This is a genomic window from Capnocytophaga sp. oral taxon 903, assembly GCF_013394785.1.
Taxonomy (GTDB): domain Bacteria; phylum Bacteroidota; class Bacteroidia; order Flavobacteriales; family Flavobacteriaceae; genus Capnocytophaga; species Capnocytophaga ochracea.
This window is the reverse complement of the sequence record NZ_JABXYW010000002.1, coordinates 328,852-342,799: the sequence shown is the minus strand read 5'-3', so window position 1 is coordinate 342,799 and position 13,948 is coordinate 328,852. Positions and strand designations below refer to the sequence as shown.

Sequence of the window (13,948 nt, the reverse complement as noted above, 5' to 3'; positions counted from 1 at the left end):
TACCAATAATGCCTATAATCAACTTTGCCAAAGGTGCGAGCCGCACAGGCAAAAACTTTGGCAAACTGTATACCGCAAAAGAGACACATCTGAGTTGTCAAAAGAAAACGGAGGAGTTCGGAAGAGGGGAGGTAGGTTTTTTGATGAAAAAAGGGTGTAAGAAGGGTGGGGTTAGCTTATAGAGAGCTTATAGGAAGCTTATACGAATCTTGGACGATTGGTATAGAAAGGGTATATAAAAGGTTGATTCATAATATGATACAACAGTGTAAAAAATGTTAAAAACAGGGTTTTGAGGCGAAAGAAAAAGAATCCTCACCCCGTCCCTCTCCCAAGGAGAGGGGGAATGTAGTGACGGAAAAGGGGAAGAAATGACGAGGGACGAATGACGAATGACGAAGGAGATGTGATGAAAATCTGTTGCTGGTTATCTTCAAAGGGGGAATTAGTGACGGGAAGGTTAAATATATTTAACTTTGCCAAAGGTTCTAGAACAACAGGCAATTAGGGGAAGACGGATATAAATTGGTAAATTGATAAATTAGCAAATTAAAAAATTAGTAAATTGGACTATCGGCATATGATGGTAATGGCTCTTTCTTCGCCTTTTTCGTTGATGATACGCAGGGTGTGATTGCCTTTTGGGGCAAAGATATTCATTTCGTGAAAAGTTTCGGTGGTGCCGAGAAAAGCATCGTCTAAATACCAAAAAACCTTGCCTTCGCGATTGGCAGCCTTTGCTGTAAAGGGTTGTTGCTCGCCTCCAAAAGTTTTAGTGGTGTAGAGTACGCTTTGGTGTTTAGGGTAAACGAAATCCAAGCCCCTTTGGAGATTGCCTTGTGTGCAATCGGGACGTAGGGGGGGAAGCGGCTTGTAGTGAATGTGTTGCTGTTTGTAATACCATTCCATTACGGGAGGTAACACGAACCACGCTTTGTTTACAATGTTTTGTGGAGACTCACACGAGGTGTTTACTTGATACTGCTCATCACGGTCGAGGTGTACGAGCTTATGATAAGGACATTGCCCCACTTCCTTAGGAGCGAGATTGCTAAGTACTGTTTGCTTAGGGCATTCGGGTTTGGCAAGGAGACCAGAATTGGCACAGACGGATACCTCGCGCAGGTCGTCTAAGGGTTCTGAAAACCACGAAGTAGGAGGGAGGGCGTTGAAGATACTGAACATCACCGGAGCGGCATAGGTAGCCCCTGTGAGGGTGGGACGTCCTTCGCCTGTGGCATTGCCTACCCACACAGCCACCACATATTGAGGCGTAGCACCAATCGCCCAGGCATCTTTATTGCCAAAGCTGGTGCCTGTTTTCCACGCTATCTTGCGCGACGACTCGTAGTAGCGCCACGCTATATCATCGGTAGGGCGGTTCACTTCCTTCATTGCACTAAACATCTTGTAGAGCGCTCCCGCCCTGAGTGTAGGTAGATCGCGAGTGTTTTTTCCGAAATCTAAGGGGGCAGTATCGGTATAACGCAAGTGCTGAAATTCCTTAGTACGATAGTGCTGAGTGCGCGCAAAGACTTCCGTTTCCGAAGCCAGATTGGTATACGCCTGTGCCAAATCCCACAGATTGCTCTCGGCACCTCCGAGGATAATGGAAAGACCATAATGGTCGGGGTGGCGGTTGATGTTTTTCAGTTGCAAGTGTTGTAACACATCGTAGAAACGATAGGTAGTAAACTGCTTTAAGAGCCATACAAATGGAATGTTTAGCGATTTGGCTAAAGCCATATCGGCAGAGACAGCACCTTCAAAACTATTGCTAAAATTCTGAGGTGAATAGCCTCCTATTTGAGTAGGAACATCGGGTACTAACTGGGTAGGCAAGAGTTCTCCCTCGTGCAACATCGCTGCATAGAGAAAAGGTTTGAGCACACTGCCCGTACTGCGAGGTGCGTGCACGATATCCACATCTTTTTGATGGTCGGTATCGGTAGGGGTATTGCCTACGTAGGCGAGCACTTTTCGTGTTTTCACTTCTACCACCAAAGCTGCCATATTATAGATTTCGGATTGCGAGTAGTGGGTGTAATACCCTGCTACAAGGCTGTTTACCTTCTCTTGCAAGTTTAACGACACCGTAGAGCTAATGCGCTCACCTTCTTGAGTTTTAGAAGCAAAAATAAGCAGGTGAGGCGCAAGTTGTGGAATAGGGTGAGGTTCAGCAGGAAGAGGTTCGAGAAGTGCCAAATCGTATGTTTCTTTATCGATGATATTTTTAAGGAGGAGTTTGTAAAGCAACGTATTGCGTTTCTGCAAGAGACGTTCTTGGTTCTTACCAGGAAAGATAAGGCTGGGTGCATTAGGGAGGACTGCCAGCGTAGCCGATTGTGCCCACGAGAGCTGATGAGGAGCGACACCAAAGTAACGCCAGGCTGCCATATCGAGTCCCACAACATTGCCACCAAAGGGCGCGTGAGAGGCGTAGAGTTTGAGGATACTCTCCTTAGAATAGCGGAACTCCAATCGGGTAGCCCATATCATTTCAATAAGTTTCTCGAAATAAGTGCGCTGTTGGTGCTCACGAGCGATACGTATCACCTGCTGGGTGAGCGTACTGCCCCCGCGCTGTACTTTACCACTACTCACATTGCGATAGAGAGCCTTGGCTACCGATATGGGATTTACCCCCCAATGGTAATAAAAATGAGCATCTTCGAACTGCAATACCGACATTTTAAAGCGGTAGGGCACACTGTCTACTTCGGGGAAACGCCATTGTCCGTCGTTTGCAATCTTAGCCCCAAGTAATTTACCCTCGCTACTTTCCAACACCGTAGCATAAGGTTGTGGGAAGAGCTGACGAGGCAGACAGAAAGCATACCACACAAAGCATAGCACTGCTATCGCTGTTTTGATAGGGTGGTGGCGGAGTTTTTGCTTTGTTAAGAAAAGGATATGTAAAATTTTATTTTTCAATTGTTTTTGCGTCACGGATTTTGTAAAAGCCTAAGAGACTTTGATAAAGAGTTTTTAAAGTCTCTCACGGATTACGCGGAAGCCCCCAAACCCTCGAAAGGGGACAATCCACGAAGGGATTTATAATTAGTGTTATATATTGAAATACTATTGATTAACGCTATCATAACACGAATAACCTCTAAAAAATCGGGCAAATGTAACATAAAAAAATGAGATAGAAGTCACAAGGCTGTTGAAAAATGGCACGTTAATTGCTCTTTGGCACATTAATTTATTGTCTTATTGACAGATTAACACGTTAATATATGAAACATTTAAGTATTGTTATTATCTTTTTTTCGTTATTAGTAAGCCCTATAGTAGGGGCTCAAACTGCTGAACTACCTTTCAAAGGAGGAGAATGGTTGCGTTTTAAAGTAAAATATGGTGTATTTAACGCCAGCATTGCTACAATGGCAGTTAATGAAGAGATGTATAACGGCGAAAAGGTGTTTCACGCAGTGGGTAAAGGTGCCACTACTGGTTTGGCACGTATATTTTTCAAAGTAGATGATACTTATGAGAGTTATTTTGGCATAACAGATGGCAAACCACGACTTTTTATAAGAAATATTTACGAAGGAGGATACACTAAATACCTCAAAATGTATTTTAATCATACCAGCAATAAGGTAAAAATAAATAATGTAGAAAACGGTAATATTACCGAAATAAACTTTCAGCCAGGTTTACACGATGTAATATCAGCGTTCTATGCACTTCGTCATCACCCTAATATCGAAAATATGAAAGTAGGGGGGCAGATATCTATGGATATGATTTTTGATGATGACGAGGTATACAAGTTCAAACTAAAACTATTAGGTCGCGAAAAAGTAAAGACACATTTTGGTACGGTTAATACCTTAAAGTTCTGTCCATTAGTACAAGATGGGCGCGTGTTTAAGGAAGAAGAAAGTATCACGATGTGGATTACCGACGACAAGAATAAAGTGCCTGTGAAGCTAAAAGCTTCGTTGCGTGTAGGTTCGTTGGTAGCTGAGCTTGATGGCTTTAATAATCTTAAAAATGACACAAATTTGAAAAAAAAGAAATAATTGTGTAGTTAGTTTATTTTTTTTACGTATATTTGTCGCCTCAAAGCGGAAGTAATCAAAAATAAACAAATATACTATGAAAAACTTGTTTTTAGCAGTCTCTATTTTTCTTGCAACATTATCGTATGGGCAAGATGCGAATGTAAAAAAACTCATCAAACTTGCCGAGAAGGGAGATGTACAAGCACAAACTGAATTAGCTGATGCTTATTTTAAAGGAAAGGGCGTAAGGCGCTCTTATCAGGAAGCCGTAGTATGGCTTGAAAAAGTAGCCGAGACAGGCGATTTAAATGCACAATACCAGTTGGCACAATGCTATTTTAACGGTAAAGGCGTACCAAAATCACCACAAAAAGGAGTGGAATGGCTCACCAAAGTAGCCGATGCGGGTAACCCCGAAGCACAACGTGAGTTGGCACTATGCTACCGCGATGGTAAAGGCGTAGAGCAATCGAAAGAGAAGTATTATGCACTTATAGAGAAGCACGCTGAGAAAGAGAACCCTGAAGTGCAGTTAGACCTTGCTAAGGCGTACCACTCAGGTGAAGGAGTTACTAAAGATGTGAATAAGGCTAAATATTGGGCAGAACAAGCTTCAAAAAACGGCAATTCAGAAGCTGAGATGCTATTAGCTTCTTGGGCGTATGAAGTCAATGCATCAAACCCAGAAGCTATAAAGCGTTTAACCCAAGTGGCTAATAAAGGTAATACCGAAGCACAAAGAATGCTTGCCGATGCTTACTTAGAAGGTAAAGGCGTAGAAAAATCGGAAGCTAAAGCTATTGAAATGCTTGAAAAAGCAGCCAAAGGAGGCGATGCTGAAGCAATGTACCAATTAGGAAACTTTTACTTCTATGGCAACAGTCCGCTTATAGGGAAATACTACAAGAAAGCGATTAATTACTATACCCAAGCCGCTAACAAAGGCAATGCAGCAGCACAAGCACAATTAGCACTTTGCTTCTACAATGGCATAGGCACCAATGCTTCCCCGAAAGATGCTTTCAGTTGGATACTCAAATCAGTAAATACCAATCCTACTCCTAAAGCGCAAAATAACTTAGGGGTATGTTATGCAGTGGGGATAGGAGCACAACCCTCAAACGCACAAGCCTTAGAGTTCTTCCAAAAAGCTGCTGAAGCAGGTGATGTAACAGCGCAATACAACTTAGGAAATATTCTTTTGCAAGAGGGACAGTTGGACGTTAAAAAGGGCTTTGACTACCTCGAGAAAGCTGCTGTGGCTAATCATCTTTTAGCGCTTAAGAAATTAGGTGATTTGTACTTCAATGGGAAATACACCAACCAATCGTTTGAACGAGCCTTTGAATATTATACTAAGGCTTCTAAACAAACACCTACTCCACAAAAAGAAATGTTAGACTACTTCTACCAAGGACAAGAAGATGCGTATGCCGATGTGTTATACAATCTTTCACAATGCTATGCCGAAGGTAAAGGAGTGAAGAAATCGATGAGAGAAGCCAGCAAGTGGGCAGTAAAAGCTGCTGGGCTTTCTAATAAATACGCTTTTGATTGGCTTAATAAAATAGTTGAAAAGAATGACCCAAAAGAGAGTCCGGAAGTGATATTGGCAGTAGCTGATGGTTATTTCTATGCTAAAGGGACAAGTAAACAAAATGATAAAGCCTTTCCACTCTATGAAAAATTAGCCAAACAACAAGATAATACCACTGCACAAAAACGTTTGATGGAGTATTATTTTGAAGTAAAGAATCCAGATAAGAACGATGAGAAAGCAGTTTATTGGGCAGAGAGAGTGGCTAAGAAAGGTGATGCTTCTACTCAATTCAGCCTAGGAAAATACTATATGACAATGGTACCCGATGTGAAGCCACAACCGGCAACTCCCGCTCCTAAGCCAACCCCTAAAAAGCCAGCTGCTACCGCTACGCCTACTGTTGCTGTTACCTCATCACACAATATAGAGCCTAATAGTCCTGAAGCCGAAGCACGTGCTGAGTTACTTCGCAGACAAAGAGGAGGCAAGAGCATTTCTTCTGCTAAACAGCAATATGCTGTGAGAGCAAGTACACGATCTGCCGTAGCACAAAACGCTCCGAAAACACCTATGAAACACCTCAATGAAACCAAAGGGATACATTGGCTTGCTAAAGCAGCTGAACAAAACAATGTGGAAGCACTTAATGAGTTAGGCTCTTATTATTTTGAGAAGCAGAACTTTGGTCAGGCATTGGCTAACTTCCAAAAGTCGGCACAACGTGATTACGCTCAAGGACAATACAACTTAGCTAACTGTTATTACAATGGGAATGGTATAGACCGTTCGTATGAGAAAGCCGCTAATTACTACAAATTATCTGCACGTAAGGATTATGCTCCTGCGCAATTTCGTTTAGGACACTGCTATTATCACGGTGAAGGCATAGAACAATCGGATAGTAGGGCTGCCGATTGGTTTGAACAAGCTTGCGATAACGGTGAGAAGAAAGCTTGTGATATGCTGAAAGTAGTTACCGCTAAAAAGTAAACTCTCCTTTTTCAAATAATAAATGCGGAAAGAGCTGTCTTATTAAGACAGCTCTTTTTGTTATTTAGCGAGAGTTTGATGTAAGAGAGGTAATATCCAAAGGGCTAAACTTTGGTAAAGTACTGTAACCGTAAAAGTGTTTGAATATTAATAAATCGTTACATTGAGTTGAGATTATTTTACAGTAAGTGCTACGCTGAATATGCCTGCTACTAATATCAATTTAAGCATATTGTGGAGCAATGCATAATGTTTTTGGTCTTTACTTCGCCAAAGAAGACATACAAAAATACATAAATATATAAGCATAAACCATAGAAAATAGGTTAAATTCCCTATGGAAAAGTAATTGAGCAATACGTAAATAGGTAAGGCACACAACACGACGCTTAGGGTAATGAGCTTTTTGGAGAAGGACTCTCCATATACTACGGGTATAGTAGCGTAGTTATGAGCCAAATCTCCTTTGATATTTTGTAAATCTTTAATAAACTCCTTGATAAGGATAAGCAGAAAGATGAGTAGGGCGTGTACGAAAATTATCGCCTCGAAGTTGCGGTAATATACAAAGATGGCAAAGAAGGGTATAATAGCTAATATTGCCGAAGTGAGGTTGCCAAAAAATAATAACTTCTTGATACGGTGAGAATAGAGCCACATTGTGAAAATATATCCAGAGAAGAAAATTACTGCTCTGAACGATACATAACTGGCTACAATTACTGAAAGGAAGTTAAGTAAAAAGTAAAGAGTGAGTTTAGTATTTTGACTTACCAGATGGTCTATCATTGTTTTGGTAGGCTTATTGATAAGGTCTTTTTCTTTGTCGTAAAAACCATTGATAATATAGCCTCCTGCGATAGCCAAAGCTCCTGCAATGACAAGCATCAGTAAAGAATCGTCAAAAATTACCTCACGCCAAGGTTTATGCGAAAGCACAAAGATAGCAGCTAAATATTGGGCGAGGCATACTATCATTATATTATAACCTCGTACAGCCGAAAAAATTCCGATGAGCTTTAATAAGGTAGTTCTCCTCATTATGTGTATGTTTTGTGCTTGTTAGCCGTTACCTATAGATAGAGAGCCTTTGTCCTACACGAATATTACTGCCCTTGATACGATTCCAGCGTTTGAGATTAGAAACCGTTACACCGTGCCGTGTAGCAATCTTTCCTAAATTATCTCCTTTCTTTACTGTGTATATTGTTTTCTTAGAAGATCTGCCTCCTGCATATTGGTCGCCTTTTACTACTTGAGGGAGAGGTTGCTCACGGTTTGCTTTCTCTTCATTAAGATAAGCATAGATAGCCTCTTCGTTGGCTACAAACTTACCTATCTCAGAAATAGGCAAGCGCACGGCGTAGTTACGACCTTCAACATAAGGGACAACATCTAATTGATAGGAAGGGTTAAAAAATTGAATATCTTTTACGTCCATACCTGTAATATCGGAAATATCTTTAAAAGATATAGCTTGCTTTACGCGGACAGTATCGGTTTCAAAAACGTGATTAGCGCGCTTTTGAGGTTTGAAGCCGTGTTCTTTGGCATATTCAAAAATATAGAGGGTTGCCAAGAAAGCCGGTACATATCCAGCGGTTTCTCTGGGGAGATAAGGACGCAGATTCCAATAGTTAGTCTTGCCATTGGAACGGCGAATGGCTTTGGTTACATTACCGGGTCCTGAATTGTAGGCGGCGAGTGTTAAATCCCAGTCGCCAAATATTTTATAGAGTTCATTTAGGTATTTTGCAGCTGCTTTGGTAGAGCGAATGGGGTCGCTACGCTCATCAACATAGTTATTTACTTCTAAGCCATAACCTTTACCTGTACTGTACATAAACTGCCATAAGCCTGTAGCTCCTGCACGCGAACGAGCCTTAGGGTTTAGAGCCGACTCAATAATGGCTAAATACTTCATCTCTAAAGGAATCTTTTGATTACTCATCTCTTGTTCAAACATCGGGAAATAATAATCACTAAGAGTCATTAGGCGCTCTAAAGAAGAACGGCGATTTTTGAGAAACGACTTGATTACCTGTTCCAAGATAGGATTATACTCTACATTGAAAGGAGTTTTCTGGTTAAGTTTCTCTAATCGTTTTTTGAGGACTTCAGTGGGAAGTTCGTCGTAGGTTACATCGGTGGGGGTAGTAGCAATATCTTCACTCATTTGCTCGAATAAATCGGAATTAGAGAGTTCTTTTAGCCATTTTTCATCGTATTTTCTTGCTTTAGGGTTGTCGTTTAGTTTGCGAAGAGCTTCGCGTTTGTTGTTAGCAATAGTTTGATTGATGGTATCTTTGGAGAACGAGCTCTGTGCTTCAACGGATAAACTACCGATTAAAAAACAAAAAAGAGTTCCCAATGTATATTTTTTAAGTGTCATATTATTGTTGAGTGTTTTTTAACTTAGATTTAGCAAGGGGACAAAGTTATTAAAAATATTGAAATGCAACAAATATATAGTTATTTTTTTCAAAATCCTCACTGAATTGATACCAAAAGTGTGCCAAGATTTGTTATTTTTGGGTAAAGGTATTTTTAGATAAGAGGTAGCTTATACAAAACCTATGTTAATTGATATTGGTGATTTTATATTTGATGCCAAAAGAAGAAAAGCGTACTACTTTGTTATAAAAAGTTTGTCAGTTTAAAAAAAAGTATTACCTTTGCCCGCAGAAATCCTCAGAGAGACTATTTGAGGATTTTTTATTTTTATATAAACATAACAACATTAAAAGATATTATGAAGAAAGTATCATATTACACTGCTGAAGGGCTGAAAAAGCTTCGTGATGAGCTCAATCAGCTGAAAGATGTGGAGCGCCCTCGTGCTTCTCAAGCTATTGCTGAGGCACGTGACAAAGGAGACCTTTCAGAAAACGCTGAGTACGACGCTGCTAAAGAAGCACAAGGTTTATTGGAAATGAAGATTGCCAAACTCGAAGAATTGGTAGCTAATGCTCGCATTATCGATGAATCACAGCTTGATGTGAGCAAAGTGCTTGTGCTCTCTACCGTAAAGTTGAAAAATCTGGCTAACAAGATGCAGATTACTTATACCCTTGTAGCAGAAAGTGAAGCCGACCTAAAAGCAGGGAAAATATCGGTAAGTTCTCCTATTGGCAAAGGGCTCTTGGGCAAATCAGTAGGTGAAATAGCTGAGATTAAGGTACCTAATGGCACTCTTAAATTGGAGATTTTAGAAATCTCAAGATAGATAAGAGGTAAGAACATATGACTAAATATAGTTTTTTATTACTAAAATATGATTTTACCCCAATCAGAAGATAAACTTGCAACAAAGCAAGATTTAGCGCAGGCTAAATTAGATATCATAAAATGGGTGGTGGAATTATTTATTACTCTTGCCCTTATGATTATTGGTTTATACTTAAAGATTGGCTAAGTCCTAAAACCTGAACTAATAAATAAAAAAAATGAGTATTTTTACAAAAATTATCAATGGGGAAATTCCTTGCTACAAAGTAGCGGAAGACGATGAGTTTATCGCTTTTTTCGATATCAACCCTAATGCCAAAGGGCATACCCTCTGTGTGCCTAAACAGGAAATCAGCTATATTTTTGATATGGATGACGACCATTACTTGCGCTTGATGGCTTTCTCAAAACGTGTAGCCAAAGCTCTTGAAAAGGTAGTACCTTGCGAGCGTATAGGCGTAGCAGTTGTAGGTCTTGAAGTGCCTCACGTACACGTGCACCTCATTCCTATCAGCGAGATGAAGGAAATGACTTTCCAACACAAAGTAAAACTTACCGATGAAGAGTTTAAAGCGCTTGCGCAGAAAGTAAGAGAAGCGCTTTAGCCTTAAAGAAGACAATACAAAAAAGGCTATCAACAATTACAATAAGTTGTTGATAGCCTTTTTTGTTGTAACACGACAAGCAATTAAGACAATAATCCGTCTAATGCATCGGTGTAAGTCTTTTTAGGAGCTACTCCCACTTGGCGACCTACTACCTCTCCATTTTGGAATACCAATACGGTAGGAATATTGCGAATGCCATATTTAGCAGCAAATTCTTGGTTGTTATCCACATCTACTTTGCCTACTACTACTCTACCTTCGTATTCTTTAGATATTTCTTCTATAACGGGAGCAAGCATACGGCAAGGTCCACACCACACTGCCCAAAAGTCTACTAATACAGGCTGGGTACTTTTAAGTACCAAGTCTTCAAAATTTCCATCTGTTATTTCTAATGCCATACTAATATGTTTTTATATTGTAATTAAATTTGAGGCAAAGATACAAACTTTATTAAAAATACAAAACCTCACGGTGATAGTTTTTTGTTATACTACTATAACGTTTGTTATCTGCGCACTGATTGTAGGAACTCTGATAGTTTCTTTTTACCAGATGGGAAAGTGAATTTGGCTTGCAACTGGTAATAGTTTTGAGGGTCGACTACATTAGGATAGGCTTCTTGTGCGATGATGAGTTTATTGTCGTCAAAAGAAAGTTCTTCCATCAGTTCACCTATTTGCTCAGTGGTAAACGATACGATATTCTTTTGGGCACGGAAGAAAGCCAGCTTATCTTTATCGAAAGTTTCGTCCTTGTACATCTTAAAGAAGTTGTTAAAATCACCTTGGCGCATCATAGGAGCACCTCCATAGCCTCCACCGTATGAGCGATTCCACACATCATTCCATTGACGACCGTGATAGGAGGGCTGATTGTTGTTCAAGCTAATTTCGTCTAACAAATAGAGTCCTTCGCGTGAAAAGAAGTCCATTATCATACGGGTGTTGTTACGGGGATTGATAGTTACTCGATAAATGAGCGTACGTCCTTGCCAAATGCTGAGTGGTTGAGGATTAGCTGTTACGTCGAAGAAGCGGTACATACCGGTAGTACTGGTGATTTCTTGGTCGCCTATACTCACTGTAAAGCGGTCGCGTTCAGGAATGCGGATAAAGACTTCGGCATAACCGCCGTTATAGTCGTATTCCCAATCGATATTTACTGAGATACCCCCCCGCCCAATGACAGCGCGCGCTTGTTTGTTTTGACGGTATTCGTTTTGCAACAAACGACCTGCCGAGCCTACTTCTTGTGCCCAGCTTACTGAGGTTAAAACCCCTAAGCAAAGTAATAAAAACTTTTTCATAAGTGTATAGTATTTTATGAACTATGTGTAGCGAATTTCGTGCCAAAGCCGTTTTTTAGGTAAAAGGTAATAGGTAAAAGGTAAAAAGTGTCTAATTTGTAATTGCTAAAAAAAGGAATGTTAAGTAAAATTTAACGATAATTTAACAGAAGAAGAGATGTAAATTCGTACTTTTGCACTGTTTAATTAATAAACAATATAGCAAATGAAAAAACTTTTTAAAATGGCTTTAGTAGCCGTAGCAATTTTTGTAGCATCGTGTGGAAAATCGGACGATAAAACAAATAATCAAATAAACAATAGCTTAGTAGGAAGTTGGATTATTGAAAGTGAAACAGGAAATGGTGTTGTGAAAGTTCTTGATGAATGTGAGAAGAAAAACACTTATACTTTCACTGCTGACAACAAATATTCTTTAGTTTCTTATGACATCAATCCTACAAACAATCAATGTAAAGAAAATCAGGAGGAGGGTACTTACACTATTACTGGAAAACAGATTGTTTTAACAGAAAAAGGAGATAGAATAGGAGAAGCTGATGAAGCCACTTTTTCTATAGCCAACAACAAACTTACTCTTACTTTTGAAGATTTCAACAAAAGTAGTAGTGTTACAGAAACTACTGTTTATATCTATAAAAGAAAGTAAATTTTCTTTATAAACTAAAAAAGCGCAATATCCTTTGTGGTATTGCGCTTTTTTAATTGGTAATAATGTAAGGGCTAATTGCTATTAGCCCCTACACGTACTGAAAAGAACTTATTATTAGGGTAATTAGCTTTGCCGGAGGTCGTAGTACGACAGGCGAATCGTAGTACGAAGGGCGAATCGTAGCACGACAAACAATTTAAAACTTTGGTGAAGTTTGCCACGAACTTCCTTCCTTGGGAAAATACAAAAATCACAGATTTACTTTTTTGGATAATATTAAATTATTAACTTTGCCACAAAATTAGGGACAGAATGAATTTATTAATTTATATTATTGCTTATCCTATTGTTTGGGGGATTTCGCGATTGCCTTTTTGGCTTCTTTACAGAGTATCGGATTTCTTTTACTTTATACTTTATACTCTATTGAAATACAGGGTAAAAGTGGTACGCAAGAACCTCCATACGGCTTTCCCTTTTAAAACAGAAGCGGAACTTAGAACGATAGAACGCAAATTTTACCATCACTTTTGTGATACTTTATTAGAAATGGTGAAATCATACGGAATGAGTGAAAAAGAGATGAAGAAGCGTATGGTGTTTCCTAATCTTGAAGTGCTCAAAAAGTATGAAGAAGAGGAGCGTAATATCCTCATTATGTGCAGTCATTATGCGAGTTATGAATGGTTACTTTCTTTGGCTTATTTCCTTGAACACAGGTCGTATGCACTTTATACTCCGCTGAGCAATAAGTATTTTGACAGATTGTTACAAAAAATACGAATGAAACACCACAGTTACCTTTTGCCTCGCTATACAGCGCATAGAGAGATGAAAAAACACAAAGATGCGCACGGGGTGTATTGCTATGGTTTTGCCTCTGACCAGATTCCTAATAACAAGAAGAACTATCGACGTCCGTTTTTAGGGCTTAATGTGCCTGTATTTACAGGGGCGGAACGCTTGGGAAAGGCACTCAATACTGTGATTGTATTTGCTAAAATAGAAAAGGTAAAGCGCGGTTATTACCAAACGACCTTTGAAGTATTGGCTGAAAATCCCACTGAATACGTGGATTTTCAGATTACAGATATGTTTTTTGAACGTATCAATAGGCAGATTTACGACAAACCAGAGTTTTACCTGTGGACGCACAATAGGTTTAAGAGAATGCAATAAGAGTTCTAAAATTAGCAAATGAGGTGCGAGCCGCACAGGCAGTGTGAGCCACACGGGCAGAATTTTTGGCAAATTGTATACCCCTAAAAGTGACACATTTGAGTTATCGGAAGGAAACGGAGAAGAACGGAAGGGAGTTGAGAGGGATTTTGGTGAGAAAAGGCTATTAGGAGGGTGGGGTTAGCTTATAGGGAGCTTATAGGAAGCTTATACGAATCTTGGACGATTGGTATAGGAAGGGTATATAAGTTGTTGATTCATACTGTAATACAACAACGCTAAAAATGGTAAAAACAGGGTTTCGAGGCGAAAGAAAGAGGAAGAGGCAATAGGTCTTAGGTCATAGACACTAGGGGGAAGTATGAAGGAAAAGGGGAGTGTGTTGACGGGTAAAGTGAAGGGAAAGAGGAGATGTATAACGGTTAT

At 39.7% G+C, this 13,948-nt stretch carries 12 protein-coding genes; 7 read left to right on the top strand and 5 right to left on the bottom strand.

Translation table 11 applies throughout. The annotated features are described in order from the left end of the window. Positions 1-570 precede the first annotated feature (570 nt). Positions 571-2,949, bottom strand: coding sequence for a penicillin-binding protein 1C (pbpC, locus tag HW279_RS01435; RefSeq protein WP_178957686.1), 2,379 nt, complete (start codon positions 2,947-2,949; stop codon positions 571-573). Positions 2,950-3,242: 293 nt separating this feature from the next. Between pbpC and HW279_RS01430 the strand changes: the two genes are divergently transcribed. Together HW279_RS01430 and HW279_RS01425 are read left to right on the top strand one after the other, a co-directional pair. After that, positions 3,243-4,034 carry a DUF3108 domain-containing protein gene (locus tag HW279_RS01430; RefSeq protein WP_178957685.1) on the top strand — a complete coding sequence of 264 codons (792 nt, stop codon included), beginning with the start codon at positions 3,243-3,245 and terminating at the stop codon, positions 4,032-4,034. Positions 4,035-4,110: 76 nt separating this feature from the next. Continuing rightward, positions 4,111-6,546 (top strand): tetratricopeptide repeat protein, encoded by a 2,436-nt coding sequence (locus HW279_RS01425; protein WP_178957684.1) that lies wholly within the window; start codon positions 4,111-4,113, stop codon positions 6,544-6,546. A gap of 174 nt (positions 6,547-6,720) precedes the next feature. On the opposite strand, the gene HW279_RS01420 is transcribed toward HW279_RS01425, so the two are convergent. Together HW279_RS01420 and HW279_RS01415 are read right to left on the bottom strand one after the other, a co-directional pair. Further along, complete coding sequence (locus tag HW279_RS01420; RefSeq protein ID WP_178957683.1) at positions 6,721-7,587, bottom strand: geranylgeranylglycerol-phosphate geranylgeranyltransferase; 867 nt, start codon at positions 7,585-7,587, stop codon at positions 6,721-6,723. Positions 7,588-7,615: 28 nt separating this feature from the next. Beyond that, positions 7,616-8,938, bottom strand: a complete 1,323-nt coding sequence (locus HW279_RS01415) for a lytic transglycosylase domain-containing protein (protein WP_009410097.1) — start codon at positions 8,936-8,938, stop codon at positions 7,616-7,618. 360 nt (positions 8,939-9,298) lie between these two features. On the opposite strand from HW279_RS01415, the gene greA reads away from it, so the two are divergent. Genes greA through HW279_RS01400 form a run of 3 tightly spaced genes read left to right on the top strand, consistent with a single transcriptional unit; the run spans position 9,299 to position 10,379 of the window. After that, entirely contained in the window at positions 9,299-9,772 is a 474-nt protein-coding gene (greA, locus tag HW279_RS01410; protein ID WP_009410098.1) for a transcription elongation factor GreA, read from the top strand. 48 nt (positions 9,773-9,820) lie between these two features. Continuing rightward, positions 9,821-9,961, top strand: a complete 141-nt coding sequence (locus HW279_RS01405; protein ID WP_178957682.1) for a hypothetical protein — start codon at positions 9,821-9,823, stop codon at positions 9,959-9,961. Positions 9,962-9,992: 31 nt separating this feature from the next. Then, positions 9,993-10,379: an HIT family protein gene (locus tag HW279_RS01400; protein ID WP_088593859.1), complete on the top strand. Its 387-nt coding sequence runs from the start codon at positions 9,993-9,995 to the stop codon at positions 10,377-10,379. Between the two features lie 83 nt (positions 10,380-10,462). Here the strand turns inward: HW279_RS01400 and trxA are convergent, their stop codons facing one another. Together trxA and HW279_RS01390 are read right to left on the bottom strand one after the other, a co-directional pair. Continuing rightward, entirely contained in the window at positions 10,463-10,783 is a 321-nt protein-coding gene (gene trxA / locus HW279_RS01395; RefSeq protein WP_009418004.1) for a thioredoxin, read from the bottom strand. Positions 10,784-10,890: 107 nt separating this feature from the next. Further along, positions 10,891-11,691: a DUF4476 domain-containing protein gene (locus tag HW279_RS01390; RefSeq protein ID WP_178957681.1), complete on the bottom strand. Its 801-nt coding sequence runs from the start codon at positions 11,689-11,691 to the stop codon at positions 10,891-10,893. Between the two features lie 205 nt (positions 11,692-11,896). Here HW279_RS01390 and HW279_RS01385 point away from each other — a divergent pair, with 205 nt between their 5' ends. Together HW279_RS01385 and HW279_RS01380 are read left to right on the top strand one after the other, a co-directional pair. Beyond that, entirely contained in the window at positions 11,897-12,340 is a 444-nt protein-coding gene (locus HW279_RS01385) for a lipocalin family protein (protein WP_178957680.1), read from the top strand. A 315-nt stretch (positions 12,341-12,655) separates the two neighbouring features. Then, a complete protein-coding gene (locus HW279_RS01380; protein WP_178957679.1) occupies positions 12,656-13,522 on the top strand; it encodes a lysophospholipid acyltransferase family protein in 867 nt (288 codons plus the stop codon). Positions 13,523-13,948 lie beyond the last annotated feature (426 nt).